The organism is Streptomyces sp. NBC_01717 (assembly GCF_036248255.1).
Taxonomy (GTDB): domain Bacteria; phylum Actinomycetota; class Actinomycetes; order Streptomycetales; family Streptomycetaceae; genus Streptomyces.
The window spans coordinates 7,345,869-7,372,351 of record NZ_CP109178.1 but is presented as its reverse complement, the minus strand read 5'-3'; the positions used below and the strand labels follow the sequence as shown (position 1 = coordinate 7,372,351).

General features: G+C 68.3%; 22 protein-coding genes and 1 pseudogene. 7 read left to right on the top strand and 16 right to left on the bottom strand.

All coding sequences use genetic code 11. The annotated features are described in order from the left end of the window. Positions 1–38: 38 nt before the first annotated feature. The 4 genes from OHB49_RS33345 to OHB49_RS33330 form a co-directional block, all read right to left on the bottom strand. A complete protein-coding gene (locus OHB49_RS33345; RefSeq protein WP_030968497.1) occupies positions 39–410 on the bottom strand; it encodes an FKBP-type peptidyl-prolyl cis-trans isomerase in 372 nt (123 codons plus the stop codon). Between the two features lie 43 nt (positions 411–453). Next, entirely contained in the window at positions 454–1,389 is a 936-nt protein-coding gene (locus OHB49_RS33340; protein WP_030968495.1) for an FKBP-type peptidyl-prolyl cis-trans isomerase, read from the bottom strand. Positions 1,390–1,514: 125 nt separating this feature from the next. Next, complete coding sequence (gene pafA / locus OHB49_RS33335) at positions 1,515–2,876, bottom strand: Pup--protein ligase (protein WP_267006067.1); 1,362 nt, start codon at positions 2,874–2,876, stop codon at positions 1,515–1,517. Between the two features lie 9 nt (positions 2,877–2,885). After that, the gene (locus OHB49_RS33330) at positions 2,886–4,145 is read right to left on the bottom strand and encodes an MFS transporter (RefSeq protein WP_329164659.1); all 1,260 of its coding nucleotides are present in this window, start codon (positions 4,143–4,145) and stop codon (positions 2,886–2,888) included. 139 nt (positions 4,146–4,284) lie between these two features. On the opposite strand from OHB49_RS33330, the gene OHB49_RS33325 reads away from it, so the two are divergent. Next, a complete protein-coding gene (locus OHB49_RS33325; RefSeq protein WP_329164658.1) occupies positions 4,285–5,316 on the top strand; it encodes a LacI family DNA-binding transcriptional regulator in 1,032 nt (343 codons plus the stop codon). A 53-nt stretch (positions 5,317–5,369) separates the two neighbouring features. Here OHB49_RS33325 and prcA read toward each other — a convergent pair whose 3' ends face one another. The 6 genes and pseudogenes from prcA to arc all read right to left on the bottom strand — a co-directional run bounded on the left by prcA (position 5,370) and on the right by arc (position 11,198). Beyond that, positions 5,370–6,197, bottom strand: a complete 828-nt coding sequence (gene prcA / locus OHB49_RS33320) for a proteasome subunit alpha (protein WP_030968487.1) — start codon at positions 6,195–6,197, stop codon at positions 5,370–5,372. Between the two features lie 58 nt (positions 6,198–6,255). Then, positions 6,256–7,101: a proteasome subunit beta gene (prcB, locus tag OHB49_RS33315; RefSeq protein ID WP_030968485.1), complete on the bottom strand. Its 846-nt coding sequence runs from the start codon at positions 7,099–7,101 to the stop codon at positions 6,256–6,258. Next, positions 7,053–7,238: pseudogene (locus OHB49_RS33310) on the bottom strand (endonuclease domain-containing protein); the annotation flags it as partial. The pseudogene OHB49_RS33310 and the gene prcB, both read right to left, overlap by 49 nt. Positions 7,239–7,344: 106 nt before the next feature. Further along, positions 7,345–7,563, bottom strand: coding sequence for a ubiquitin-like protein Pup (locus tag OHB49_RS33305; protein ID WP_016325855.1), 219 nt, complete (start codon positions 7,561–7,563; stop codon positions 7,345–7,347). A gap of 120 nt (positions 7,564–7,683) precedes the next feature. Continuing rightward, a complete protein-coding gene (gene dop, locus OHB49_RS33300; RefSeq protein ID WP_376259497.1) occupies positions 7,684–9,195 on the bottom strand; it encodes a depupylase/deamidase Dop in 1,512 nt (503 codons plus the stop codon). A gap of 236 nt (positions 9,196–9,431) precedes the next feature. Next, the gene (gene arc / locus OHB49_RS33295; protein WP_030968479.1) at positions 9,432–11,198 is read right to left on the bottom strand and encodes a proteasome ATPase; all 1,767 of its coding nucleotides are present in this window, start codon (positions 11,196–11,198) and stop codon (positions 9,432–9,434) included. A gap of 241 nt (positions 11,199–11,439) precedes the next feature. Between arc and OHB49_RS33290 the strand changes: the two genes are divergently transcribed. Then, the gene (locus OHB49_RS33290; protein ID WP_030968477.1) at positions 11,440–11,751 is read left to right on the top strand and encodes a ferredoxin; all 312 of its coding nucleotides are present in this window, start codon (positions 11,440–11,442) and stop codon (positions 11,749–11,751) included. A 40-nt stretch (positions 11,752–11,791) separates the two neighbouring features. On the opposite strand, the gene OHB49_RS33285 is transcribed toward OHB49_RS33290, so the two are convergent. From OHB49_RS33285 to OHB49_RS33275, 3 genes are all read right to left on the bottom strand, one after another. Beyond that, positions 11,792–12,373 (bottom strand): hypothetical protein, encoded by a 582-nt coding sequence (locus OHB49_RS33285; RefSeq protein ID WP_329164655.1) that lies wholly within the window; start codon positions 12,371–12,373, stop codon positions 11,792–11,794. 256 nt (positions 12,374–12,629) lie between these two features. After that, the gene (locus OHB49_RS33280) at positions 12,630–13,535 is read right to left on the bottom strand and encodes a tRNA (adenine-N1)-methyltransferase (RefSeq protein ID WP_030918422.1); all 906 of its coding nucleotides are present in this window, start codon (positions 13,533–13,535) and stop codon (positions 12,630–12,632) included. A gap of 51 nt (positions 13,536–13,586) precedes the next feature. Then, positions 13,587–14,834: a site-2 protease family protein gene (locus OHB49_RS33275; protein ID WP_329166703.1), complete on the bottom strand. Its 1,248-nt coding sequence runs from the start codon at positions 14,832–14,834 to the stop codon at positions 13,587–13,589. Positions 14,835–15,005: 171 nt separating this feature from the next. On the opposite strand from OHB49_RS33275, the gene OHB49_RS33270 reads away from it, so the two are divergent. Together OHB49_RS33270 and OHB49_RS33265 are read left to right on the top strand one after the other, a co-directional pair. After that, entirely contained in the window at positions 15,006–15,851 is an 846-nt protein-coding gene (locus OHB49_RS33270) for a RecB family exonuclease (protein ID WP_329166701.1), read from the top strand. A gap of 9 nt (positions 15,852–15,860) precedes the next feature. Further along, positions 15,861–16,532: a response regulator gene (locus OHB49_RS33265; RefSeq protein WP_030918413.1), complete on the top strand. Its 672-nt coding sequence runs from the start codon at positions 15,861–15,863 to the stop codon at positions 16,530–16,532. A gap of 45 nt (positions 16,533–16,577) precedes the next feature. On the opposite strand, the gene OHB49_RS33260 is transcribed toward OHB49_RS33265, so the two are convergent. The 3 genes from OHB49_RS33260 to metH all read right to left on the bottom strand — a co-directional run bounded on the left by OHB49_RS33260 (position 16,578) and on the right by metH (position 22,873). Continuing rightward, positions 16,578–18,179 carry an ABC transporter substrate-binding protein gene (locus OHB49_RS33260; RefSeq protein WP_329164653.1) on the bottom strand — a complete coding sequence of 534 codons (1,602 nt, stop codon included), beginning with the start codon at positions 18,177–18,179 and terminating at the stop codon, positions 16,578–16,580. A gap of 363 nt (positions 18,180–18,542) precedes the next feature. Then, complete coding sequence (locus tag OHB49_RS33255; protein ID WP_030968466.1) at positions 18,543–19,244, bottom strand: HAD family hydrolase; 702 nt, start codon at positions 19,242–19,244, stop codon at positions 18,543–18,545. A 116-nt stretch (positions 19,245–19,360) separates the two neighbouring features. Then, entirely contained in the window at positions 19,361–22,873 is a 3,513-nt protein-coding gene (gene metH / locus OHB49_RS33250) for a methionine synthase (RefSeq protein WP_329164651.1), read from the bottom strand. A gap of 222 nt (positions 22,874–23,095) precedes the next feature. Here metH and OHB49_RS33245 point away from each other — a divergent pair, with 222 nt between their 5' ends. From OHB49_RS33245 to glpK, 3 genes are all read left to right on the top strand, one after another. After that, on the top strand, positions 23,096–23,878 hold the full coding sequence (locus OHB49_RS33245; protein ID WP_030968462.1) for an IclR family transcriptional regulator: 783 nt from the start codon (positions 23,096–23,098) through the stop codon (positions 23,876–23,878). 231 nt (positions 23,879–24,109) lie between these two features. After that, positions 24,110–24,901, top strand: coding sequence for an MIP/aquaporin family protein (locus tag OHB49_RS33240; protein WP_329164649.1), 792 nt, complete (start codon positions 24,110–24,112; stop codon positions 24,899–24,901). 55 nt (positions 24,902–24,956) lie between these two features. Beyond that, positions 24,957–26,483 carry a glycerol kinase GlpK gene (glpK, locus tag OHB49_RS33235; RefSeq protein WP_030968458.1) on the top strand — a complete coding sequence of 509 codons (1,527 nt, stop codon included), beginning with the start codon at positions 24,957–24,959 and terminating at the stop codon, positions 26,481–26,483.

Sequence of the window (26,483 nt, the reverse complement as noted above, 5' to 3'; positions counted from 1 at the left end):
TCCAGCACGGGCCCTCGAGATGCGTCCGGGGACGGATATCAGACGGCGACCAGGTCGCAGACGAAGATCAGCGTCTCGCCCGGGGCGATACGGCCGCCGGCGCCGCGGTCACCGTAGGCGAGGTGCGCGGGGATGGTCAGCTGGCGACGGCCGCCGACCTTCATGCCCTGCACGCCCTGGTCCCAGCCGGAGATGACCTGACCGACACCGAGCTGGAACTGCAGCGGGGTGCCACGGTTCCAGGAGGCGTCGAACTCCTCGCCGGTGGAGAAGGCCACGCCCACGTAGTGGACCTTGACCATGTCGCCGGCCTTGGCGACCTCGCCGTCGCCCTCCCAGATGTCCTTGATCTCCAGGTCGGCCGGCGGCTCGCCACCCGGGAAGTCGATCTCGGGCTTCTCGATGCTCACTGAACTGCTCCTCCAAATGATGAACTGGACAACCGGGACAGTCTTACATCTTTGCCAGCAGGTCCACGGCGAACACCAGGGTGGACTTGGCGGGGATGGACTGCTGCGCCTTGTCACCGAACGCCTGGTCCGGCGGGATGACCAGCAGGACACGGCTGCCGATCTTCTTGCCGATCAGACCGTTCTTCAGGCCCTTGAGGGTGACCTGGGCCAGCGGGAAGGTCTGGGTCTTGCCCTGGGCGTAGGTGCTGTCGAACGTCTTCCCGTCCTTCCACAGCAGGCCCACGTAGTTCACGACGACGCTGTCGGTCTCCTTGATGACCTCGCCGTTGGACTCCAGGACGTAGTTGGAGACCAGCTTCTTCGGCGGGTCGGTCTTCTCCGGAATCTTGACCGAAGGCGCCTTGCCGTCGGTGTTGGTGCCCACCTTCGGCAGGTCGACGTTGTCCTGGGCGACCGCGGTGCCCTTGGCGGACGTCGGGATCTGCGTGGCCTTCAGGATGTCCACGACGAAGACGAGGGTGGCGTTCGGCTTGATGTCGCCCTGGCCCTGCGCGCCGTAACCGAGGTCGGGCGGAATGACCAGCTCGACGCGGCTGCCGACCTTCTGGCCGACGAGGCCCTGGTCCCAGCCCTTGATGACCATGCCCGCACCGAGCGTCAGATCGAAGGGCTGCTTGCGGTCGAAACTGTTGTCGAACGGCTTGGTGGAGTCCCACGCCTGTCCGAGGTAGTTGACCTGGATCGCGTCGCCGTTCTTGAGCTTCGCGCCATCACCCTCACTGATGACCTGCGTCTTCAGCTCCTTGGGCGGATCGCCCTGTCCCTTGGACAAGGTGGGCTTCTCGCCGAACTTCGCACCCGCGGTGATCGCGGGGAATCCGTTCTTCGAGGCGGAGTCGGAGCCCTTGCCGTCGCCACCGCACGCCGCCGTCAACAGCAGCAGGGGGACAACGAGAAGGGCGGCAAGTCGGCGCACTGGTTCCTCAGATCTCAGACGACACAGATGGTTGAGTCCCCGACACTCTAGGGCGTGCACAGGGCCCCGTACGAGGACGTACGGGGCCCGAGTCGCACAAGTGCCGAGGCGCGTCCTGCGCCGGCTCACATACCCGCGATCAGCTTCTCCACTCGGTCGTCCACCGAACGGAACGGGTCCTTGCACAACACCGTGCGCTGTGCCTGGTCGTTGAGCTTGAGATGGACCCAGTCGACGGTGAAGTCCCGCCGCTGCTCCTGCGCCCTTCGGATGAAGTCGCCGCGCAGCCGCGCCCGGGTGGTCTGCGGGGGCACCGACTTGCCCTCGAAGATCTTCAGGTCGTTGCAGATACGGGCTGCCTGCCCCTTCCGCTCCAGCAGGTAGTACAGCCCGCGCCGACGGTGGATGTCGTGGTACGCGAGATCTATCTGGGCGACCCGCGGATGCGACATGGTCATGTTGTGCTTGGCCCGGTACCGCTCGATGAGCCTGTACTTCATCACCCAGTCGATCTCGGTGTCGATCCGGTCGAGGTCCTCGGCCTCGATCGCGTCGAGCGTGCGCCCCCACAGCTCCAGGACCTGGGCGACGGTGCCGGTGCGGATGCCTCGGCGATCGACGAAGTCCGCGGCCTTCTCGTAGTACTCGCGCTGCACCTCGATGGCCGACGCCTCGCGGCCACTGGCGAGGCGGACCTTGCGCTGCCCCGTGATGTCGTGGCTGACCTCGCGGATCGCCCGGATCGGGTTCTCCAGTGTCAGATCGCGCATCACCGTGCCCGCTTCGATCATCCGGAGCACCAGGTCCGTCGCGCCGACCTTGAGCAGCATCGTCGTCTCGGACATGTTCGAGTCACCGACGATGACATGGAGGCGGCGGTACCGCTCCGCGTCGGCGTGCGGTTCGTCACGTGTGTTGATGATCGGACGGGAGCGCGTCGTCGCGGAACTGACGCCCTCCCAGATGTGCTCGGCACGCTGGCTGACGCAGTAGACCGCGCCGCGCGGGGTCTGCAGCACCTTGCCCGCTCCGCAGAGCAGCTGCCTCGTGACGAGGAAAGGAATGAGGATGTCCGCGAGCCGGGAGAATTCTCCGTGTCGCGCCACGAGGTAGTTCTCGTGACACCCGTAGGAGTTTCCCGCCGAATCGGTGTTGTTCTTGAAGAGATAGACGTCGCCCGCGATTCCCTCCTCGTGCAGGCGGCGTTCGGCGTCGACGAGCAGGCCTTCGAGAATGCGCTCGCCTGCCTTGTCGTGGGTGACCAGCTCGGTCAGATTGTCGCATTCGGGGGTTGCATATTCCGGATGCGATCCCACGTCGAGGTAGAGGCGGGCGCCGTTCCGCAGAAAGACATTGCTGCTGCGGCCCCATGACACAACACGGCGGAAGAGGTAGCGCGCCACTTCGTCAGGAGACAGTCGGCGCTGTCCCCTGAACGTGCACGTGACGCCGTACTCGTTCTCCAGCCCGAAAATGCGGCGGTCCATGACTGAACATTACGCCTGATGGCCCGAGCTGAAACCGGGTTCGACAGCACCGTTTCGATCATTTTCCGATACCCGCACAGCAACCGGCGTACGCCCGGGAACTGCGAGGACCCTTCCCGTGGCCAGCAGAACCAGCAGCGCGACCACCCCACCGGCCCCCGCGACGGCGAAGCCCTGCGCCGTCCCGCCCAGCTCTACGGCCGGGCCCGCCAAGGCCGTTCCCGCCGCCGCGCCGACCCCGAACGTCGTCACGAGCCAGGAGAACGCCTCCGTCACCGTGCCCCGCGGAGCATGCCGGTCCACCACGATGAACGAGCACGCGATCGCGGGCGCCAGGAACACCCCGGCGAGCGCGGCCAGTACGGTCATCGGCACCACCCCGGGCGTGAGCATCAGCGGCAGATAGCCGAGTGCCAGCAGCGCGACGATGGCCCGCAGCCGGCGCTCCGGCGCCCCGGCCCACTGCCACGCCCCGTACGCCACGCCGCCGATGAGCGCGCCCAGTCCGAGCGCCGCCATCAGCCAGCCGTACACCGACTCCCGGCCGTGGTCGTCGGCGTACGCGATACCCGCCACCGTGATGGACCCCAGGGCGAGTCCGACGAAGAAGAAGGAACCGAGCAGCGCCAGCAGGCCCGGTGAGCGCAGAGCGCCCAGCCAGTGCGCCTCGCGGGGCGCCGAACGCCAGGTACGGGAGGGCTCCGAGACCACCACCGAGAGCGCCCCGAGCACCCCGATCGCGTTGATGACGAGCAGCGCGGCGGCGGGCGACCAGAGCGAGACCAGCACCGTCACCAGCAGCGGCCCCACGGTGAACATGACCTCCTGGGCCACCGCGTCCATGGCGTACGCGCGGTGCACCCGGTCCTCGCGCCCCAGGACCGTCGGCCACAGGGCCCGCAGGCCGCCCTCCAGCGGCGGTGTGCAGACGCCGGCCACGATCACGGCGGCGTAGGCCAGCGGCAGCGATCCGAGGCCTGCCAGGGCCAGCAGGGCCATGCCCAGCGCGGACAGCACGGACGCGGGGAGCTGGACGCGAGGCTGGCCGTACAGGTCCACGGCCCGGCCCAGCAGGGGCTGCCCGACCGCCGTGGAGAGGCCGTACACGGCCGCGAGGGCCCCCGCGAGGGTGTAGCTGCCGCCCTCGGCACGGGTGAACAGGACGATCGCGATGTGCGCGGTGCCGCTGGGCAGCCGGCCCACCAGTGTGCCGACCAGCAGCCGGGTGGCATGCCGCGCCCGGAGGATGTCCAGATAACCCGCGGCCATGTCTCGCCCCCATCTCTCTCGGACGTTCTTCCGACGCCCGACGTTTTACGTATAACGTCGAGGTTCATACGTACCATGTGCCCAGTCCACAGGTCCACCTCACCGCACGCACCAGCACCGCACCCGTCCGGAGGTCCCAGTGACCAGCGCATCACAGCCCGCCCCGGCCCGGCCCACCAGCCGCGACGTCGCGCGGGCCGCAGGCGTCTCGCAGGCCACCGTCTCGCTCGTGCTGGGCGACAAATGGCGCGGCAGGGTCTCCGAGGCCACCGCCGAGCGTGTCCGCAGCGCCACCCAGGACCTCGGCTACCGGCCGAATCTCGCCGCCCGCAGCCTCCGCCTCGGCCGCACCAGGACGGCACTGCTGGTCGTCCCCGCCCTCACGAACGAGTTCTTCGCCCGCGTCTACACCGGCGCCGCCGCGGTCGCCGCTGAGCACGGCTTCGGGGTCGTCCTGTACCCCTCCCCCGACGGCACGGGGCCGGCCCGGGACCCCTTCGCCTCCGCCCGCGCAGCACTCGACGGAGTCATCGCCTCCTCGATGGCCGCCGACGCACTCGGTGCCCTGCACGGCGCCGACCTGCCCCTGGTCATGCTGGACAGCGACCCCGCGGACACGGGCGTCGCGGCCCGCGTCAACCTCGACATCGCCGACGGCATGCGGCAGGTGACGGACCATCTGCTCGCCCTCGGCCACCGCCGCTTCATCCATCTCGCGTCGGCCATCGACTCCTGGACCTTCGCCGTCCGTGCCCGGGCCGTCCACGACGCCGTACAGGGGGTGCCGGGCGCCGTCGTGCGGACCGTGCCCGCAGCACTCGACGTGCGGGCCGGCCGGGCGGCCGCGGAGCACGCGCTGGCCGCCCCCGGCCCCCGGCCGACCGCGATCATCTGCGACGACGACATCCTCGCCGCGGGCGCCTGCAAGGCGGCCCGCCGGCTCGGGCTCCGGGTCCCCGACGACGTCTCCGTCACCGGCTTCGACGATCTGGCCCTGGCGACCGCCGTCGAACCCGAACTCACCACCGTGCGGCTCCCCGCCGAACAGGTCGGCGAGCGCGGCATGACCGCCCTGCTGGCCGTCCTGGACGGCCGCCCGGCCGAACCCGGCAGCCTGCCCGTGCACCTGGTCGTGCGCGGCTCCTCCGCGCCCCCGCCGCCCCGGTCATGACTGTGCCCCGGCCCACCAGGAACGGCGGACCGGGGCACGGACACAGCGATGGACTACTTGTCGGGGGACTCCACGTCGCCACCGGAATCACTGGACTTGGTGACATCCGTCGTGCTCGCGGAGGACTCGGAACCCTCGCCGTCCTCGATGTCGGAGGGGGCGTCCGTCGGCGCGGAGCCACCGTCCGCCTCCAGCAGCCGCGCCAGCTGCCGCCCCACGATCCGCTTGAACTTCCGCTGCTGAGGCCTCGTACGGTCCAGGACCGCCACCTCGAGACGCTCGGCGGGGATCTCCCGCTCACTCCCGTTGGGATCACGGGAGAGCGCCTGCACGGCCAGCTTGAGGGCCTCGGCCAGCGTCATCCCGTCACGGTGGCGCTGGTCCAGGAACGTACTGATCTGCTCCGCGTTGCCGCCGACCGCGACGGAGCCGTGCTCGTCCACGATCGAGCCGTCGTGCGGCAGCCGGTAGATCTGGTCGCCCTCGGGCCTGGCGCCCACTTCGGCGACCACCAGCTCCACCTCGTACGGCTTCTCGGCCGCACTGGAGAAAATGGTGCCCAGCGTCTGCGCATAGACGTTGGCCAGTCCGCGGGCCGTCACATCGTCACGGTCGTACGTGTATCCGCGCAGATCGGCGTAACGGACACCGCCGATGCGGAGATTCTCGTACTCGTTGTACTTACCGGCAGCGGCGAAACCGATCCGGTCATAGATCTCGCTGAACTTGTGCAGCGCACGGGACGGGTTCTCGCCGACGAACACAATGCCGTCGGCGTACTGCAGCACAACCAGGCTGCGACCACGGGCGATGCCCTTCCGGGCGTATTCCGCCCGGTCGGCCATGGCCTGCTGAGGTGAGACATAGAACGGCGTCGACACCGGCTATCCGTCCCTTTCTGTCAGTGACGAGTCCATCGAAGAGGCCCTGGAACCGGGATCAGAGCAGCGCGGCACGCGGGCCGTCGGGCTGTTCCAGCCGGCGCTCCAGGATCGCCCGGGCGATCTCGGAGGATTCCGCCTCGGTGAGCTTCCTGAAGCCCTCGTCGGTGATGACGGTGACGATCGGATAGATCCGCCGGGCCACATCCGGACCGCCGGTCGCCGAGTCGTCGTCCGCGGCGTCGTACAGCGCCTGTACGACCAGGGTGAGCGTCTGCTGCTCCGTCAGGTCCTCGCGGTAGAGCTTCTTCATCGACCCGCGGGCGAAGATCGACCCGGAGCCGGTGGCCGCGTAGCCGAGCTCCTCGGACCGCCCGCCGGTGACGTCGTACGAGAAGATCCGGCCCTTCTCGCGGTCGACGTCGAAGCCGGCGAAGAGCGGGACCACGGCGAGGCCCTGCATGGCCATGGCCAGATTGCTGCGGATCATCGTGGAGAGCCGGTTCGCCTTGCCCTCCAGGGAGAGCTGGGCGCCCTCGACCTTCTCGAAGTGCTCCAGCTCCAGCTGGAAGAGCTTGACCATCTCCACCGCGAGACCGGCCGTGCCGGCGATGCCCACCGCCGAGTACTCGTCGGCCGGGAAGACCTTCTCGATGTCGCGCTGCGCGATCATGTTGCCCATGGTCGCCCGCCGGTCACCGGCGAGCACCACGCCGCCCGGGAACGTCGCGGCGACGATGGTCGTCCCGTGCGGCGCCTCGATGGCCCCCTGCATGGGCGGCAGGTGCCGGTTGCCCGGGAGCATCTCGGGCGACTGGTCGGACAGGAAGTCCATGAACGAAGAGGATCCCGGCGTCAGGAAGGCAGCTGGTAGACGCCCGGTGCTACGAGTGTTGGCTTCCACGCGTTTCCCTCCAGGTAAGCGATGGCCCTGCGGAAGGTGTCAGGATCATCTCCCAACGTGCCGATGGCCGAATTGCAGTTGAAGCACAGTACGCCACGGACCCTACCCGTCTCGTGGCGGTGATCCACATGGTCTGCGGAGGAAGCCCGCGGAGTCCGAAGTGCCGGTTGCGGCCGCGCGGCACGGGCTCCTTTCGCCCGTACCGCGCGCACCACTCCACTCCCCCTTGTTCACATGGATGGACTACTGTCCACCCTTCTGAACGAACGAACGGACGAAGTCCTCGGCGTTCTCCTCCAAGACGTCGTCGATCTCGTCCAGAACCGAGTCGACATCGTCGCTCAGCTTCTCCTGCCGCTCCTTGAGGTCCTCCGAAGCCTGCGCGTCCTGCGCCTGCTCCTCGACCTCCTCGGTGGAGCGTGTCGCCTTCTGCTGTCCGCCGCCGGTGTCCTTGGTCGCCATGTAGCTCACCCCGCTCGGTTCGAAGCACTTGATCAGACCCTACCTACGGGGTCCGACATTGGCCCGGTACTTGTCTCAACGCACGGGGGCCATCTCGATGATTCCCTGATCGCGGCCATTTCAGCCGCCGGACAGCACCCGGACCAGCTCTTCCGCCGTACGACAGCGGTCCAGGAGCTCCTTGACGTGGTTACGGGTCCCTCGGAGGGGTTCCATCGTCGGCACCCGCTGCAACGAGTCATGGCCCGGCAGATCGAAGATGACCGAGTCCCAGGAGGCAGCGGCGACGTCGTCCGCGTACTGTTCCAGGCAGCGGCCACGGAAGTACGCCCTGGTGTCCTCCGGGGGCTTCGTACGGGCCTGCTCGACCTCGTTCTCGTCCAGCAGGCGCTTCATCTTGCCGCGGGCCACCAGACGGTTGTAGAGGCCCTTCTCGGCCCTCACGTCGGCGTACTGGAGGTCCACCAGGTGCAGCCGGGGCGCGTCCCAGTCCAGGCTGTCGCGCCGGCGGTAGCCCTCCATGAGCTCACGCTTGGCGATCCAGTCGAGCTCCCCGGAGAGGCTCATCGGATCGTTCTCCAGCCGGTTGAGGGTGTCCTCCCAGCGGATCAGGACGTCCTTGGTCTGCTCGTCGGCGTCCGCCCCGTACCGCTCCTCGACGTACTTGCGGCCGAGCTCGAAGTACTCCATCTGGAGCTGCACCGCGGTGAGCGTCCGACCGCTACGCAGCGTGATCAGATGTTGCAGCGAGGGGTCGTGGGACACGTGGTGCAAGGTGCGCACCGGCTGGTCGACGGCCAGGTCGACATTGATGAAGCCGTCCTCGATCATGGACAGAACGAGCGCCGTGGTGCCGAGCTTGAGATACGTGGAGATCTCCGACAGGTTCGCGTCGCCGATGATCACATGGAGGCGGCGGTACTTCTCGGCGTCGGAATGTGGCTCGTCGCGGGTGTTGATGATGGGGCGCTTGAGCGTGGTCTCCAGGCCGACCTCGACCTCGAAGTAGTCCGCCCGCTGGCTGATCTGGAAGCCGTGCTCGTGACCGTCCTGACCGATGCCGACGCGGCCGGCACCGGTGACGACCTGGCGGGAGACGAAGAACGGGGTCAGGTGGCGCACGATGTCGGAGAACGGGGTCTCCCGCTTCATCAGGTAGTTCTCGTGCGTGCCGTACGAGGCGCCCTTGTTGTCGGTGTTGTTCTTGTAGAGGTGGATCGGCTGGGCGCCGGGCAGCTGGGCCGCGCGTTCGGCGGCTTCCGCCATGATGCGTTCGCCGGCCTTGTCCCAGAGGACGGCGTCCCGCGGGTTGGTGATCTCCGGCGAGCTGTACTCGGGGTGCGCATGGTCGACGTAGAGCCGTGCTCCGTTGGTGAGGATGACGTTGGCGAGGCCGATGTCCTCGTCGGTCAGCTGACTGGAGTCGGCGGTCTCGCGGGCGAGGTCGAAGCCTCGCGCGTCTCGCAGCGGGTTCTCCTCCTCGAAGTCCCAGCGGGCGCGTCGCGCCCGGTGCATCGCCGCCGCGTAGGCGTTGACGATCTGGGACGAGGTGAGCATGGCATTGGCGTTGGGGTGGCCGGGCACGGAGATGCCGTACTCCGTCTCGATGCCCATTACTCGCCGTACGGTCATGCGGCCCTCCTTGCCCGGCGGCGTTCCCTTCCGGGATCGGCGCTCAAGTACCGCTGCTTGTCCGGTGCGTGTGCGGTGCCCGTCCCCGCACTGCGCGACTGGGCGGTACGGAAGAGCCTAGAGCGCCTCTGCGCTGGTGGGGAGATCAATTACGTCATTGCTCCGGTGTCGTGGGAGCTGTCCGGAAAGCAACCGGCTGCGGATGCCCGGCCGGGCATCCGCAGCCGGTCTGCGTTCTACAGGTACTGCCCGGTGTTTGCCACTGTGTCGATGGAGCGACCCGTGTCTGCGCCCTGTTTTCCGGTGACGAGCGTACGGATGAAGACGATCCGCTCGCCCTTCTTGCCGGAGATCCTGGCCCAGTCGTCGGGGTTGGTGGTGTTGGGAAGGTCCTCGTTCTCCTTGAACTCGTCCACGCATGCCTGGAGGAGATGGGAGACGCGAAGGCCCTTCTGGCCCTGGTCGAGGAAGGCCTTGATGGCCATCTTCTTGGCCCGGTCGACGATGTTCTGGATCATCGCGCCGGAGTTGAAGTCCTTGAAGTACAGGACTTCCTTGTCGCCGTTGGCGTACGTGACCTCGAGGAAGCGGTTCTCCTCGGACTCGGTGTACATCCGCTCGACGACGGACTGGATCATGGCGTGCGCCGCGGCTTCCTTGGAGCCGGTGTGCTCGGCGAGGTCGTCCGCGTGCAGGGGCAGGGAAGCCGTGAGGTACTTCGCGAAGATGTCCTTCGCGGCCTCCGCGTCCGGACGCTCGATCTTGATCTTCACATCGAGTCGGCCGGGGCGCAGGATGGCCGGGTCGATCATGTCCTCGCGGTTGGAGGCGCCGATCACGATGACGTTCTCCAACCCCTCCACACCGTCGATCTCGGCGAGCAGCTGCGGGACGATGGTGTTCTCCACGTCCGAGCTGACGCCGGATCCGCGGGTACGGAAGAGCGACTCCATCTCGTCGAAGAAGACGATGACGGGGGTGCCCTCGCTCGCCTTCTCACGGGCCCGCTGGAAGACGAGGCGGATGTGCCGCTCGGTCTCACCGACGTACTTGTTGAGGAGCTCAGGACCCTTGATGTTGAGGAAGTAGCTCTTGCCGGCGGGCTGTCCGGTCACCTCGGCGACCTTCTTGGCCAGGGAGTTGGCGACGGCCTTGGCAATGAGAGTCTTGCCGCAGCCGGGCGGGCCGTAGAGCAGGATGCCCTTCGGCGGCCGCAGTTCGTGCTCCTTGAAGAGGTCGGGGTGGAGGTAGGGGAGCTCGACCGCGTCCCGGATCAGCTCGATCTGGTCGCCCAGGCCGCCGATCTTGTCGTAGTCGATGTCCGGAACCTCTTCGAGGACAAGCTCCTCGACCTCGCTCTTCGGCACCACTTCGTAGACGTAGCCGGACCTGGGTTCGAGCAGCAGCGCGTCGCCGGGCCGGATGTTGATGTCGAGAAGCGGTTCGGCGAGCCGTACCACCCGTTCCTCGTCGGTGTGCCCGAGCACCAGGGCCCGCTCGCCGTCCTCGAGGATCTCCTTGAGGGTGACGATGTCCCCTGCCCGCTCGAATTCCATGGCCTCGACCACGTTGAGCGCTTCGTTGAGCATGACTTCCTGGCCACGCCGGAGGTCGTCGAGCTCGACGCTGGGGCTGACGTTCACCCGGAGCTTGCGGCCCCCGGTGAAGATGTCGCAGGTACCGTCCTCGTTGCCCTGCAGGAAGACTCCGAAGCCGGCCGGTGGCTGTGCGAGCCGGTCGACCTCCTCCTTGAGGGCGACGATCTGGTCGCGGGCCTCGCGCAGGGTGTTGGCGAGCCGCTCGTTCTGTGCCGAGACGCCTGCGAGGTTGGTCTGCAACTCGACGATCCGCTCTTCGAGAATCCTCGTATGGCGCGGAGAGTCGGCGAGCTTACGTCGCAGGACGGCGATTTCCTGCTCGAGATAGGCGACCTGGCCGGCTGGGTCTTCAGACCCCCGCCCGGGCCGGATGCCGCGGTTGATGTCGTCGTCGTGGGCTGCCACGGTCCTCACCTCCTCCAAGGGGAGCTGGACGCTTCCTGACCCTACCTGGGTGGGTGCTGATTGAAACCCCTAGATCACAAAGACTCCGGGACGTGTCCGATCTTCACCCTTGCGCTCTCCCTCACGCCAGGGGAATACCCACCCTTCAACATCGGAAAGCGGCCGGTTGTATCGTCGAACCGTTCAACACCCGTCAGGGCTGGCCATTTTTGGTTCGGATACGCAGGAAACGGCAGGAGAAATGACCGTGCAGCAGGACGCCCCGACCGGCAGCGACACGCAGGATCTGGAGGTCTGGATCGACCAGGACCTCTGCACCGGGGACGGCATCTGCGTGCAGTACGCACCCGAGGTGTTCGAGCTGGACATCGACGGTCTGGCGTATGTGAAGAGCAGCGAGGACGAGCTGCTGCAGGACAAGGGGGCGACGACGCCCGTTCCGCTGCCGCTGCTTCAGGACGTGGTCGATTCGGCCAAGGAGTGCCCCGGCGACTGCATTCATGTACGGCGCGTTTCGGACAGGGTCGAGGTCTACGGCCCCGAGGCTGCCTGATCCGGCCGGCCCGGCCCGATCGACTACGCGCAGTAACCGGTCAGGCGCTGCCCGTCTCGTTCTGGGCAGCACGGACGAAGGCGCCGTTCCGCCACTGCCAGGTCACCTTTTCCTGCTGGTCGGGGCAGCAACGCGGGACGTCGGTCGAGGAGTAGCCGAGGAGCGTGGCGGAGATGATCCCGTCACGCACGGTGAGGTCGCCGACGCTCATCTTCTGCGCGGGGTCCACCAGGGTCGCAACGATCCGGGGTGCGGCCCCGCTTCCCTTTGTGAGGACGTAGACACCGCTCGGCGGTGTACCGGATCCGGCCGCGCAGCGGGCCACCGCGACGGTCTCCGGGCGGCCGTCGCCGTCGAGGTCACCGGGGACCTGATCGGCAACGGTGCTGTCCGCCGTCCCGCACTGCAGCGGGAAGGTCACACCGGCCGGATCGGGGGCCGCGACCGGTGCGGTGCCGTGCTGCGCGGTCGTGCGGTGGGAGGGCGAGGCCGAGGCGGTCGCGTCGTCGGGCTGGAGCATGCCCGCCCCGGCGATGACGGCGGCCATGGCGGTAGCGGTGGCGAGCCAGTGCATCGGCGTCGTGTCGGTGTGCGCGAGGTCCGGGAGCTCGGAGGTCTGCACGCGGGATGTCTCCTGTGGTTCCTGTGGTTCGGCGATGCCCGTGAACGACGGGACCGGTGGGGCGAACGCCGTAGGTGGGGGTGGCCAGCATCGTGCCATACCTCACAGGGCAGTGGAACGGTGGGGTGGGTACGGATCCCGATTCCCGGTGGGCGGTCCCGTTCCGGCATCCTCCGCGCGGCAACGAAAAGGCGCCGCCGCCGAGTTCCCGGGTCGGTCCGGGAACTCGGCGGCGGCGCCGGTGCGTTGCGCGGGGTCAGCCGCGGGAGGAGCCGCTCTGGCTGCCGGGGCCGTCGTAGTCCTCGCCGTAGGCGCCCTTGGCGGGCCGGCGGCGGCGCAGCGGGGCCTCCACACCGTCGGCGAGACGGCGGGCGGTGACGAGGAAGCCGGTGTGGCCGATCATGCGGTGGTCCGGGCGGACGGCCAGGCCCTCGACGTGCCAGTTGCGGATCATCGATTCCCAGGGCTGCGGCTCGGCGAAGCAGCCCATCTCACGGATGGACTCGACGGTCCGGGCGAGCTGGGTGGTGGTGGCGACGTACGCGCAGAGGATGCCGCCGGGCACGAGCGCCTTGGCGACGGCGTCCAGGCACTCCCAGGGGGCGAGCATGTCGAGGATGACCCGGTCGACGTCGGTGTCGGACAGGTTGTCCTGCAGGTCGCCGACGGTGAGCTGCCACGCGGGGTGCGGTTCGCCGAAGTAGCGCTCGACGTTCTGCTGGGCGATCTCGGCGAAGTCCTCGCGGCGCTCGTACGAGTGCAGCATGCCCTGGTCGCCGATGGCGCGGAGCAGGAAGGTGGAGAGCGAGCCGGAGCCGACCCCGGCCTCCACGACGCGGGCGCCGGGGAAGATGTCGGCGAACGCCAGAATCTGCCCCGCGTCCTTGGGGTAGACCACGGCGGCGCCGCGGGGCATGGACAGGACGTAGTCGGGGAGCAGGGGGCGCAGCGCGAGATAGGCGACGTTTCCCGTGGTTCGGACCACACTGCCCTCGGGCGCACCGATCAGCTCGTCGTGCGGGAAAGAACCCTTGTGGGTGTGGAAGTTCTTTCCGGCTTCGAGCGTGAAGGTGTAGTGGCGTCCCTTGGGGTCGGTGAGCTGGACCTGGTCCCCGACCTTGAAGGGCCCACGTCGGCGGGCGGCACCGGTCGGTTCAGACATGTGACCAGCGTACCGGTGTTTCCCGGGGCTCCGACCGCCGCCCGGAGCGGCTCAGGCTGCGGGGCGGGCCATGGCGGCGACGAAGGCGCGTTCGACGTCGGCGGTGGAGAGGACGCCGTAGATCTCGCCGGTCTCCTCCAGGACGAGGTACTCGGTGGCCGGGCTGGCCCTGAGGGTGTCCAGGAGCGTCTCGCCGGACAGCTCGACGGAGATCTTCATGCCGTCGGTGAGGTCCTGGGCGAGGGTGCTCACCGCGACCCAGGGGCGGCGGTGTTCGGGGACCGAGCCGATGGCGGCCTCGCGGACGACGGCCTTGGGGTCGCCGTGCCCGTCGACGACGACGAGCGCGCGGGCGCCCGCCTCGTTGGCCCGGCGCAGCGCCTCGGAGAGCGGGGTGGCGGCCTCGACGGGGACGGCGCGTCGGGTCAGGGTGCGGGCGCGCAGCTCGGGGAGGTGTTCGCGCAGGCGGGCCATCCGCAGGCTGTTGCCCGCCCCGGTCCAGATGATGGCGCAGAGGATGGCGGCCAGCAGGGCGTCGGTGACGGTGTCCATGCCGCTGATGTCGTCGGTGTTGTTCCCGAACCCCCCGGTCTGGGTGAGGAGCGGGAGTCCGATGAGGACACTGACGGCGAGGGCGCGGCCGACCCAGGCCGCGGCGACGGTGCCGCTCATGGGGCGTCCGGTGATCTTCCAGACGACGGCCCGGAGCATGCGGCCGCCGTCGAGCGGCAGCCCGGGGAGCAGGTTGAAGGCGGCGACGATGAGGTTGGAGATCATCAGCCCGGCGAGCAGGACACCGGGGACGGTGCCGGGTTCGACGAACTTCATGCCCAGGTAGAAGACGCCGGCGAGGACCAGCGAGAGGAGCGGGCCGACGAAGGCGAGGACGAATTCGCGTCCGGGGGTCTCGGACTCCTTCTCGATCTCGGAGACACCGCCGAAGAACTGCAGCTGGATGCGGCGCACGGGGAGCTTGTAGCGGAGTGCGACCACGGTGTGGGCGAGTTCGTGGACGAGTACGGAGGCGTAGAAGGCGATCGCGAAGAAGAGGGAGACCAGATAGCGGGCCGTGCCGAGCTCGGGCAGCACCCGGTCGAGCTGACCGCCGAAGACCCAGGTGATGAGCGCCGCGACGAGGAACCAGCTGGGTGCGACGTATACCGGCACACCGAAGGGACGGCCCATCAGGAGGCCGCCGCCCGGCTCTCGGGGGCGTTGCGGTTTGCCGTTCTCGGGCGCGGCGGGGTCGGTTCCCCCTGCGCCGGGCTGCGGCTGGCCGCTGTCGCCGCTCTCGTCCACGGGGTCCCTTCGGTCGGTGCCGTTCGGCACGATCATGCGGTGTGCGAGGGTCTGTGGTCGATGGTATGCCGCTGAGTGTCAGTGGGGGGTCGTAGGGTCTTCGTCATGACTTCCGTGCCCCGGCCGCCGCAGCCGCCCTCGTCCCTGTCGCCGTCGCGGGCGAGTGACTTCATGCAGTGTCCTCTGCTGTACCGGTTCCGGGTCATCGACAGGCTGCCGGAGAAGCCCAGCGAGGCAGCTACCCGCGGCACGCTGGTCCATGCGGTACTGGAACGACTGTTCGACAAGCCGGCGGTGGAGCGTACGGCCGGTCGGGCCACGGCGTTGATCCCCGGCCAGTGGGACCGGCTGCTGGAGTCGAAGCCGGAGCTGTCGGAGCTGTTCTCCGACGATGCGGAGGGCGAGCGGCTCTCGCGCTGGCTGGCGGAGGCGGAGCGGCTGGTGGAGCGGTGGTTCTCGCTGGAGGATCCGACGCGACTGGAGCCGGCCGAGCGGGAGCTGTTCGTCGAGACGGAGCTGGAGTCGGGGCTGCGGCTGCGCGGGGTGATCGACCGGATCGATGTGGCGCCGACGGGCGAGGTCCGGATCGTGGACTACAAGACGGGGAAGGCGCCGCGGCCGGAGTACGCGGAGGGCGCCCTGTTCCAGATGAAGTTCTACGCCCTGGTGATCTGGCGGCTGAAGGGTGTGGTGCCGCGGCGGCTGCAGCTGGTCTATCTGGGCAGCGGCGACGTCATGACGTACGACCCGGTCGTAGCTGATCTGGAGCGGGTGGAGCGCAAGCTGCTGGCTCTGTGGGATGCGATCAGGCTGGCCACGGAGACGGGCGAGTGGCGGCCCCGGCCGACGAAGCTCTGCGGCTGGTGCGACCACCAGGCGGTCTGTCCGGAATTCGGCGGGACTCCCCCGGTATACCCGCTGTCCGTGCGGCCGGCGGAATCAGGGCAGGGTGTCCAGGGCACAATGGGCCCGGTCCGGGCCGGGACCGGCCGGCCCGCGGCCGTCGAAGGACCTTGAGGAGATCTGGTGGCAATCCGCGTCCTACTGGTCGATGACCAGCCGCTGCTGCGCACCGGCTTCCGGATGATTCTGGAGGCCGAGGGAGATCTTGCGGTGGTGGGTGAGGCCGGTGACGGCCTCCAGGCCCTCGATCAGGTGCGGGCGCTGCAGCCCGATGTGGTGCTGATGGACATCCGCATGCCGCGGATGGACGGCGTCGAGGCGACGCGTCAGATCACCGGGCCGGGACGGGACGGTCCGGCGAAGGTGCTGGTGCTGACCACGTTCGATCTCGACGAGTACGTGGTGGAGGCGTTGCGTGCCGGCGCCAGCGGCTTTCTGCTGAAGGATGCTCCGGCCAATGAGCTGGTGCAGGCGATCCGGGTGGTCGCGGCGGGCGAGGCGATGCTGGCCCCGAGCATCACCCGCAGGCTGCTGGACAAGTACGCGGACCATCTGCCGTCGGGCGAGGACGCCGTGCCGGACACGCTGCACACGCTGACGGAGCGTGAGGTGGAGGTGTTGAAGCTGGTGGCCCGCGGCCTGTCGAATGCGGAGATCGCCGCCGACCTGTTCGTCAGCGAGACGACGGTCAAGACGCATGTGGGTCATGTGCTGACGAAGCTGGGGCTGCGCGACCGGGTGCAGGCCGCGGTATACGCGTACGAGAGCGGGCTGGTGCGCCCCGGCGCCCAGTGATCCGGCCGGTGCGGCCGGGACGGGGCGCCGGGGTGGCACCGTGATTCAGACGGCGCTGCGGCCGAGCTCCCAGAGCTGCAGGTCGGCCGAGGAATTGATCGACCACTCGACGCCGGTGAGGCCGTCGCGGGAGGCGACGTACTGCTTGCCCTGCCAGATCGGAAGTACGGGAACGTCGGCGGCGACGATGTCCTGGAGCTTCTGGAAGGTCTTGGCGGCCGAGGCCCGGTCTTCCTCCCGGCGGGACTGCGGGATCAGCGTGTTCTGGGCCAGTGCGGACCTGTACGGCGAGTTGAGGAAGTTGTTCTTGTCGAGGAACGGCGCCGTGTAGTTGTCCGGGTCCGGGAAGTCGGGGAACCAGCCCATGCCGTAGACGGCGTAGTCGCCGCGCTTCTGGGCGGGGCGGTACTTCGCCCAGGGGGTGCCCTTGACGTCGACGTCGAACAGCCCGGTGGCGTTGAGCTGCTTCTTCAGCGCCTTGAACTCGGTGGCGGTGGCGGGCCCGTAGTGGTCGGTCGTGTAGTGCAGGGTGAATTTCACCGGTGTCTGTATGCCGGCGGCCTGCAGGATGGCGGCGGCCTTGGTGGTGCTGGGCTCGCCGTACTTGTTGTAGAACGAGTTGGTGTGTCCGGTGATGCTGGACGGGATGAGCGAGTAGAGCGGCTCGGCGGTGGCGCCGTAGACCTGCCCGGCGATCTGGCCTCGGTCGACGACCTGGGCGATGGCCTGCCGGACGGCCTTGCTCTCCACCGCGGGGTCGGTGGTGTCGAAGGCGAGATAGCTGATGGCGAGGCCGGGCATCTCGGTGAGCTCGATGCCGTCCTTCGGCTGCTCCAGCATCTGCTGAGCCTGCCCGGGAGACATGGTGCGGGTCATCATGTCGATCTTCTGGGCGTCGAGCGCCTTGCCCATCGCCTTGGCGTCGGGGAAGAGGTCCAGCTCGACCTTGTCGTTCAGGACGTTCAGATCGCCCTTGTAGCGCGGGTTCCTGGTGAAGACGACCTTGACGACCTGGTCGTTCCTGACCTCCGGCTTCATCGTGTACGGACCGGAGCCGTCGACCTGGAAGCCGCTGCGCGGGGACCTCGCCGGGTACTTGCTCTTCTGCACGATGCCTGCGGCCGGGGTGGCGAGCTTGTACGGGAAGGTCGCGTCCGGCGTCTTCAGATGGAAGATGACTTCGTCGGCACCGCTCGTCTCGATCGTGTCGATGTTGGTGAGCAGACCGACGGGGCCACTGTCGGACTTGATGTCGATGACGCGGTTGATGGAGTACTTGACGTCCTCGGCGGTGACGGGCGTGCCGTCGGCGAACGTGAGGCCGCTGCGCAGCTTGCAGCGGTAGCTCTCGTTCTCCCGGTCGGTGAAGGTGCAGCTCCTGGCGGCCTCGGGGACAGGCTGGCCGCCGCCACGCGGCACGTGGGTCAGGGTCTGCACGGTCTGCCGCAGGACGTTCCAGACGCCTGCTTCGTAGCCTATGGCGGGGTCGAGCGGCGCGGGGTTGTCCTCGGTGGCGACGAACTGGTCCGTGGTGCCGACAACGATGGCGGCCTTGCCATCGCTCCCGCTGTCCGTCCCGCCGCAGGCGGCGAGTACGGGCGCGAGCAGGCCGACGACGGCCGGCAGCACCAGAGTCTTGCGGTTCATCTTGGACGTTCTCCCTCATCCGGCCATTGAGAAAACGACATTAGTAGGCGCCACCGGTAATGCCGGACGGGTGCTCTGCGCTGTGTAATCGAATGATGAGGGGAATGGTCTGCGAGCCGATTTCCCGAGCGGGGAACGTTCCGTACAGGTATTCATGAATCGGGACAGACCGGTGGATCAAAACGGACAGCTGGGTCGATCTTGAAGGGCTCCAAAAGCCCGGGGCGTGATAAAACTCACGCCCGAGCAATTCCTTGCCGTTGGCACGGCCCCGCCTTACCCACACGCACGTACGACGAAATGCGCACATCGCAGCGGCGAGAGTTTTGCTGTTTATTCACAGAAATACTCTCGGTATACGTATCAACGCACTCCAGTGACCAGTCCCCGGAGAAATGCGAGATCGACTTCTTCGAGGGAGCCCACGACGACCCGTCCGGAGGCGGGTGCGATCGGTGCCACGGACGGCACGGCGACGACCCGGCAGCCGGCGGCCTCCGCCGCGGCGACACCGGTCGCGGTGTCCTCGATGACCGCGCAGCGCTCCGGAGCCACCCCGAAGCCCGAGGCGGCGGTGAGATAGGGCTCCGGGTGCGGCTTCGTCCGGGAGACCTCGTCGCCTGCGACGGTGAGCGAGAAATGGTGGTGCCCGACCGAGTCCAGCACCCGGTCGATGATGCGCCGGTGCGAGGCGGAGACCAGGGCGGTCGGCACCTCGTGGGCCGCCAGCTCGGCGAGCAGCCGGGCGGCGCCCGGCATCAGCGGTACACCGCGGCCGATACGCGCCTCGAAGCGGTCGTTGAGCAGCACGGTCAGCTCGGGAAGCGTGATGTCCGCGCCGGTGACATCGATGAGGTAGCCGGCGCTGCGGGTCATCGGGCCGCCGACGACCACGTTCCTCCACGCCTCGTCCAGCCGGTGACCGAGATCGGCGAAGACTTCGACTTCGGCGTCCCACCAGAAGCCCTCGGTGTCGACCAGGGTGCCGTCCATGTCTAGAAAGACGGCCTGAAGGGCGGCGCCGTCGGCCATACGGGTCAAGGACGCGGAGACCGTACTGGTCATGCGGCACACCTTCCACGAGGGACGAGAAGGCCGGTCACCGTTTCCGGAGGAAAAGGCGACCGGCCTGCACTGGACCGACCAGTGTACGACTTGTCCCGCTACGACGCGTCGAGTCGCTACCGCGCGTTGAAGTACTTCGCCTCCGGGTGATGGATGACGATCGCGTCGGTGGACTGCTCCGGGTGCAGCTGGAACTCCTCGGAGAGGTGCACCCCGATCCGCTCGGGCCGGAGCAGGTCGGCGATCTTCGCCCGGTCCTCGAGATCGGGGCAGGCGCCGTAGCCGAGGGAGAAGCGCGCACCGCGGTACTTCAGCGCGAACATGTCCTCGACGTCGGCCGGGTCCTCGCCGCCGAAGCCGAGCTCGGAGCGGACCCGGGCGTGCCAGTACTCGGCGAGGGCCTCGGCCAGCTGGACGGAGAGGCCGTGCAGCTCCAGGTAGTCGCGGTAGGAGTTGGCCTCGAAGAGCTTGGCGGTCTCCCCGCCGATCTTCGAGCCGACCGTGACGACCTGGAGGCCGATCACATCGGTCTCGCCGGACTCCTCGGGACGGAAGAAGTCCGCGAGACAGAGGCGGCGGCCGCGGCGCTGGCGCGGGAAGGTGAAGCGGGTGCGCTCCGAGCCGTCCTCGTGGAGCAGGATCAGGTCGTCGCCCTTGGACACGCAGGGGAAGTAGCCGTAGACGACGGCGGCTTCCAGCAGGTTCTCGGTGTGCAGCTTGTCGAGCCAACCGCGCAGGTGCGGGCGGCCCTCGGCCTCCACGAGCTCCTCGTACGTCGGTCCGTCACCGGCGCGGGCCTGCTTCAGGCCCCACTGCCCCTTGAAGAGCGCACCCTCGTCGAGCCAGGAGGCGTACTCCTTGAGCTGGATGCCCTTGACGACGCGGGTGCCCCAGAACGGGGGCTCGGGGACCGGGTTGTCGGTGGCGACGTCGGAGCGGACGCCTTCCTCCGGCTCGTCGACCTCCAGTACGGCGGTCTCCCGCTTGGGCACCCGGCGCTGCTTGAGCTCCGGGAGAGTCGCGCCGGGGACGCCGCGCTTCACCGCGATCAGGGCATCCATCAGGCGCAGGCCCTCGAACGCGTCCCGGGCGTAGCGGACCTCGCCCTCGTAGATCTCGTGGAGGTCCTGCTCGACATAGGCCCTGGTGAGAGCCGCGCCGCCGAGGATCACCGGATATTCGGCGGCCAGCTTGCGCTGGTTCAGCTCCTCCAGGTTCTCCTTCATGATCACGGTGGACTTCACCAGGAGGCCGGACATGCCGATGACATCGGCGCGGTGCTCCTGCGCGGCCTCCAGGATCGCGGAGACCGGCTGCTTGATGCCGATGTTGACGACGTTGAAGCCGTTGTTGGACAGGATGATGTCGACGAGGTTCTTACCGATGTCGTGGACGTCGCCACGGACGGTGGCCAGGACGATCGTGCCCTTGCCCTCCGCGTCGGACTTCTCCATGTGCGGTTCCAGGTAGGCCACGGCGGACTTCATGACCTCGGCGGACTGGAGCACGAACGGCAGCTGCATCTGGCCGGAACCGAACAGTTCGCCGACGACCTTCATGCCCTCGAGCAGGGTGTCGTTGACGATGTCGAGGGCCGGACGGGTCTGCAGTGCCTCGGCGAGGTCGGTCTCCAGGCCGTTCTTCTCGCCGTCGATGATGCGGCGCTGGAGGCGCTCGTCGAGCGGCAGCGCGAGGAGCTCCTCGGCCTTGCCGGCCTTCATCGACTTCATGTTGACGCCCTCGAAGAGCTCCATGAGCCGCTGCAACGGGTCGTAGCCTTCGGCGCGGCGGTCGTAGATGAGGTCGAGTGCGACCTTCACCTGCTCCTCCTCCAGGCGCGCGATCGGCAGGATCTTCGAGGCGTGCACGATCGCGGAGTCGAGACCGGCCTTGACGCACTCGTCGAGGAAGACGGAGTTCAGGACGACTCGAGCGGCCGGGTTGAGACCGAAGGAGATGTTCGACAGGCCGAGCGTGGTCTGGACGTCGGGATGGCGCCGCTTGAGCTCGCGGATGGCGCCGATGGTGGCGATGCCGTCCTTCCGGGATTCCTCCTGACCGGTGCAGATGGTGAAGGTCAGCGTGTCGATGAGGATGTCCGACTCGTGGACGCCCCAGTTGCCGGTCAGGTCCTCGATGAGCCGCTCGGCGACGGCGACCTTGTGCTCGACGGTGCGGGCCTGGCCCTCCTCGTCGATGGTCAGGGCGATCAACGCGGCGCCGTGTTCGACAGCCAGTGCGGTGACCTTGGCGAAGCGCGACTCCGGGCCGTCGCCGTCCTCGTAGTTGACGGAGTTGAGAACGGCCCGGCCGCCGAGCTTCTCCAGTCCGGCCCGCAGGACCGGCAGCTCGGTGGAGTCGAGCACGATCGGGAGCGTGGAGGCGGTGGCGAAGCGGCCGGCCAGTTCCTCCATGTCCGCGACACCGTCGCGGCCGACGTAGTCGACGCAGAGGTCGAGCATGTGCGCGCCCTCCCGGATCTGGTCGCGCGCCATCTCCACGCAGTCGTCCCAGCGGGCCTCCAGCATGGCCTCACGGAACTTCTTGGATCCGTTGGCGTTCGTCCGCTCGCCGATGGCGAGGTACGAGGTGTCCTGACGGAACGGGACGGTCTGGTACAGCGAGGCGGCGCCGGGCTCGGGCCGCGGGTCACGGAGGACGAGGGCCGCGCCGCGCACGCGCTCGACGACCTGCCGCAGGTGCTCCGGAGTCGTACCGCAGCAGCCGCCGACCAGCGAGAGGCCGTACTCCTGGACGAACGTCTCCTGGGCGTCGGCCAGTCCTTCGGGGCCGAGCGGGAAGTGCGCGCCGTCCTTGGTGAGGACCGGCAGTCCGGCGTTGGGCATGCAGAGCAACGGGATACGCGAGTGGCGCGTGAGGTAGCGCAGATGCTCGCTCATCTCCGCCGGGCCGGTCGAGCAGTTCAGGCCGATCATGTCGACGCCGAGCGGTTCGAGTGCGGTCAGCGCGGCACCGATCTCCGAGCCGAGCAGCATCGTCCCGGTCGTCTCGAACGCCAGCGAGCACAGCAGCGGAAGGTCGCTGCCCATCGCCTCGAGCGCCCGTCGCGCACCCAGTACCGCGGCCTTGGTCTGCAGGAGGTCCTGCGTCGTCTCGATGATGAGCGCGTCCGCGCCGCCGGCGATCAGGCCCTCGGCGTTCTGCTGGAAACCGTCGCGGAGCACGGTGTACGGCGCGTGGCCCAGGGTCGGCAGCTTGGTGCCGGGGCCGATGGAGCCGAGCACCCAGCGCTGCTGTCCGGTGGAGGCGGTGAACTCGTCGGCCACCTCGCGGGCGATGCGCGCGCCGGACTCGGAGAGTTCGTGGATGCGCTCGGGAATGTCGTACTCGCCCAGGGCCGAGGCGTTGGCACCGAAGGTGTTCGTCTCCACACAGTCCACACCGACCGCGAAGTACTCCTCGTGCACGGAGCGCACGATGTCCGGGCGGGTGACGTTGAGGATCTCGTTGCAGCCTTCGAGGTTCTGGAAGTCCTCGAGGGTGGGATCCTGCGCCTGGAGCATGGTGCCCATGGCACCGTCGGCCACGACCACTCGGGTGGCGAGCGCCTCGCGGAGGGCTTCGGCTCGGTTCCGGCTGTCGGCGGAAGGGGTCGGCAACGAGGCCATGGATGTGCTCCCTGGGATGCGACGGCTGTCGGCTTCACGGCTTCCGGAAGAGGCCGCACCTCGTCAGGGTAGCCGGGCAGCGCCTCGGAGCGTCACTGTGTCCCACGTGACGGACGGCATGCTGTGCGGGGGGCTATCCGGATCCGAGCAGTCGAGCAGGTTTCCCGCACGACCGGACATGGGTCGACATCGACCGATAGTGTTCAGCATTGTCGAACCACAATGGAGGAGTACGGCGTCATGGCCAAGAACATCCAGTCGCTCGAGCGGGCGGCGGCGATGCTGCGCCTGCTGGCAGGTGGCGAACGTCGGCTGGGGCTCTCCGACATCTCCTCCTCACTGGGCCTGGCCAAGGGCACCGCACACGGCATCCTGCGCACGCTCCAGCACGAGGGCTTCGTCGAACAGGACGCGGCATCCGGGCGCTACCAGCTGGGCGCCGAGCTGCTGCGCCTGGGCAACAGCTATCTGGACGTCCACGAGCTGCGGGCGCGCGCGCTGGTCTGGACGGACGACCTGGCCCGCTCCAGCGGCGAGAGCGCCCATCTGGGCGTCCTGCACCAGCAGGGCGTGCTCATCGTCCACCACGTGTTCCGGCCCGACGACAGCCGGCAGGTCCTGGAGGTCGGGGCGATGCAGCCGCTGCACTCCACGGCGCTGGGCAAGGTGCTGGCGGCGTACGACCCGGTGGCACACACCGAGGCCGTCGAGGGCGAGCGGCAGCCCTTCACCCCGCGCACCGTCACCGATCTGGAGGAGTTCGAGACGGTGCTCGATCTGACCCGGGCGCGCGGCTGGGCGGCCGACGTGGAGGAGACCTGGGAAGGAGTGGCCGCGGTGGCCGCACCGATCCACGACCGGCGCCGGATGCCGGTGGGCGCGGTGGCGGTGACCGGTGCGGTGGAACGGGTCTGCTCCGACGGCGAGCTGCGCCCCGAGCTGGTGGCCGCCGTACGGGACTGCGCGCGGGCGGTCTCCCGGGATCTCGGCGCCGGGCGCTTCTGACCGATTTGACGGATCATCGGTAACGATCGTGTTATCCGTCCCACAACCCTTGACGCTTCATTCACCGGGGAGAAACACTGCCGTTCATCGGTCGGCATTGTCGAACACCTAACGGCAATACGCGCTAGGGTGTGACAGTGCCAAGGGCCGGTGAAGCCCTCACCTGAGGGCGCGGACCACCGGAGGGACCCGGGGTTCGGCTTCCCTGGACGAAGGACAAAGGAGTCGCGGGTGTCCAGCTCCGACATCTTCATCGGCGAGACCATCGGTACCGCCGTACTCATCCTGCTCGGCGGTGGTGTCTGTGCCGCCGTCACTCTCAAGCACTCCAAGGCGCAGAACGCCGGCTGGCTCTCGATCGCCTTCGGGTGGGGTTTCGCAGTACTGACGGCCGCGTATCTGGCCGGCGGCGTGTCCGGGGCCCACCTCAACCCCGCGGTCACGATCGGCCTCGCGATCAAGGGTGGTACCGCGTGGAGCGACGTACCGCTGTACATCGGCTCCCAGCTGCTCGGCGCGATGATCGGCGCGGTGCTGGTCTGGCTGACGTACTACGGACAGTTCCGGGCCCATCTGACCGACCCGGAGACCCTGTACAGCCGACCGAGTGAAGAGGGCATGGTCGACCAGGCCGCCGCCCCGAAGGCCGGCCCGGTGCTGGGCATCTTCTCGACCGGCCCGGAGATCCGGAACGCCGTGCAGAACCTGGCCACCGAGGTCATCGCCACCGTCGTGCTGGTCCTGGCGATCCTCACCCAGGGCCTGAACAACGACGGCAACGGGCTCGGCACGCTCGGCGCGCTGATCACCTCCCTGGTCGTCGTCAGCATCGGCCTCTCGCTCGGCGGCCCGACCGGTTACGCAATCAACCCCGTTCGCGACCTCGGTCCGCGTATCGTGCACGCGCTGCTGCCGCTGCCGAACAAGGGTGGCTCCGACTGGGGCTACGCCTGGATCCCGGTCGTCGGCCCCCTCATCGGCGGTGCGATCGCGGGCGGTCTCTACAACCTCGCCTTCGCGTGAACCGTAGAGCCCTGAGCCGTAACCCTCAGATCCCACAGACTTCCAGGAGCACACCGTGACCGACGCACACACCACCGGACCGTTCATCGCGGCCATCGACCAGGGCACCACGTCGAGCCGCTGCATCATCTTCGACAAGGACGGCCGGATCGTCTCCGTCGATCAGAAGGAGCACGAGCAGATCTTCCCGAAGCCGGGCTGGGTCGAGCACAACGCGACCGAGATCTGGGAGAACGTCCAGGAAGTCGTCGCCGGCTCCGTCGTCAAGGCGGGTATCACCGCCGCCGACGTAAAGGCGATCGGCATCACCAACCAGCGCGAGACCACGCTGCTCTGGGACAAGAACACCGGTGAGCCCGTCCACAACGCCATCGTCTGGCAGGACACCCGCACCGACGCGCTCTGCAAGGAACTGGGCCGCAACGTGGGCCAGGACCGCTTCCGCCGCGAGACCGGGCTGCCGCTCGCCTCGTACTTCGCCGGCCCCAAGATCCGCTGGCTGCTCGACAACGTCGAGGGCCTGCGCGAGCGCGCCGAGCGCGGCGACATCCTCTTCGGCACCATGGACTCCTGGGTCATCTGGAACCTGACCGGTGGCACCGAGGGCGGCGTCCACGTCACCGACGTCACCAACGCCTCGCGCACGCTCCTGATGAACCTGCACACCATGGCGTGGGACGACAAGATCCTCGCGTCCATGGACATCCCGGCGGCCGTGCTGCCCGAGATCCGCTCCTCCGCCGAGGTGTACGGCACGGCCAGGGACGGCGTCCTGGCCGGCGTCCCGGTCGCGTCCGCGCTCGGCGACCAGCAGGCTGCCCTCTTCGGCCAGACCTGTTTCTCCGAGGGCGAGGCCAAGTCCACGTACGGCACCGGCACCTTCATGCTGATGAACACCGGTGAGACGCCCGTCAACTCGTACAACGGGCTACTGACGACCGTCGGCTACCGGATCGGCGACCAGAAGCCGGTCTACGCCCTGGAAGGCTCCATCGCCGTCACCGGCTCGCTGGTGCAGTGGATGCGCGACCAGATGGGCCTGATCAACTCCGCGGCCGAGATCGAGACGCTGGCCTCGTCGGTCGAGGACAACGGCGGCGCGTACTTCGTGCCCGCCTTCTCCGGCCTGTTCGCCCCGTACTGGCGTTCCGACGCCCGCGGCGTCATCGCCGGCCTGACCAGGTACGTCACCAAGGCGCACATCGCCCGTGCCGTGCTGGAGGCCACCGCCTGGCAGACCCGCGAGATCACCGACGCCATGACCAAGGACTCGGGGGTCGAGCTGACGGCCCTCAAGGTCGACGGCGGCATGACCTCCAACAACTTGCTGATGCAGACGCTCGCCGACTTCCTGGACGCACCCGTGGTGCGGCCCATGGTCGCCGAGACGACCTGCCTCGGCGCCGCCTACGCCGCCGGTCTCGCCGTCGGCTTCTGGCCGGACACCGACGCGCTGCGCGCCAACTGGCGCCGGGCCGCCGAGTGGACCCCCCGCATGGACGCGGACTCCCGCGACCGCGAGTACAAGAGCTGGCTCAAGGCCGTGGAACGGACCATGGGCTGGATCGAAGACGAGGAGTAA

Bases quoted from the DNA above. Each gene is read 5' to 3' on its own strand.
- OHB49_RS33260 (WP_329164653.1), bottom strand. From the start codon at position 18,179: ATGAACCGCAAGACTCTGGTGCTGCCGGCCGTCGTCGGCCTGCTCGCG.
- OHB49_RS33255 (WP_030968466.1), bottom strand. From the start codon at position 19,244: ATGACCAGTACGGTCTCCGCGTCCTTGACCCGTATGGCCGACGGCGCC.
- OHB49_RS33330 (WP_329164659.1), bottom strand. From the start codon at position 4,145: ATGGCCGCGGGTTATCTGGACATCCTCCGGGCGCGGCATGCCACCCGG.
- OHB49_RS33290 (WP_030968477.1), top strand. From the start codon at position 11,440: ATGACCGTGCAGCAGGACGCCCCGACCGGCAGCGACACGCAGGATCTG.
- OHB49_RS33280 (WP_030918422.1), bottom strand. From the start codon at position 13,535: ATGTCTGAACCGACCGGTGCCGCCCGCCGACGTGGGCCCTTCAAGGTC.
- OHB49_RS33245 (WP_030968462.1), top strand. From the start codon at position 23,096: ATGGAGGAGTACGGCGTCATGGCCAAGAACATCCAGTCGCTCGAGCGG.
- pafA (WP_267006067.1), bottom strand. From the start codon at position 2,876: ATGGACCGCCGCATTTTCGGGCTGGAGAACGAGTACGGCGTCACGTGC.
- OHB49_RS33270 (WP_329166701.1), top strand. From the start codon at position 15,006: ATGCAGTGTCCTCTGCTGTACCGGTTCCGGGTCATCGACAGGCTGCCG.
- OHB49_RS33305 (WP_016325855.1), bottom strand. From the start codon at position 7,563: ATGGCGACCAAGGACACCGGCGGCGGACAGCAGAAGGCGACACGCTCC.
- dop (WP_376259497.1), bottom strand. From the start codon at position 9,195: ATGACCGTACGGCGAGTAATGGGCATCGAGACGGAGTACGGCATCTCC.
- metH (WP_329164651.1), bottom strand. From the start codon at position 22,873: ATGGCCTCGTTGCCGACCCCTTCCGCCGACAGCCGGAACCGAGCCGAA.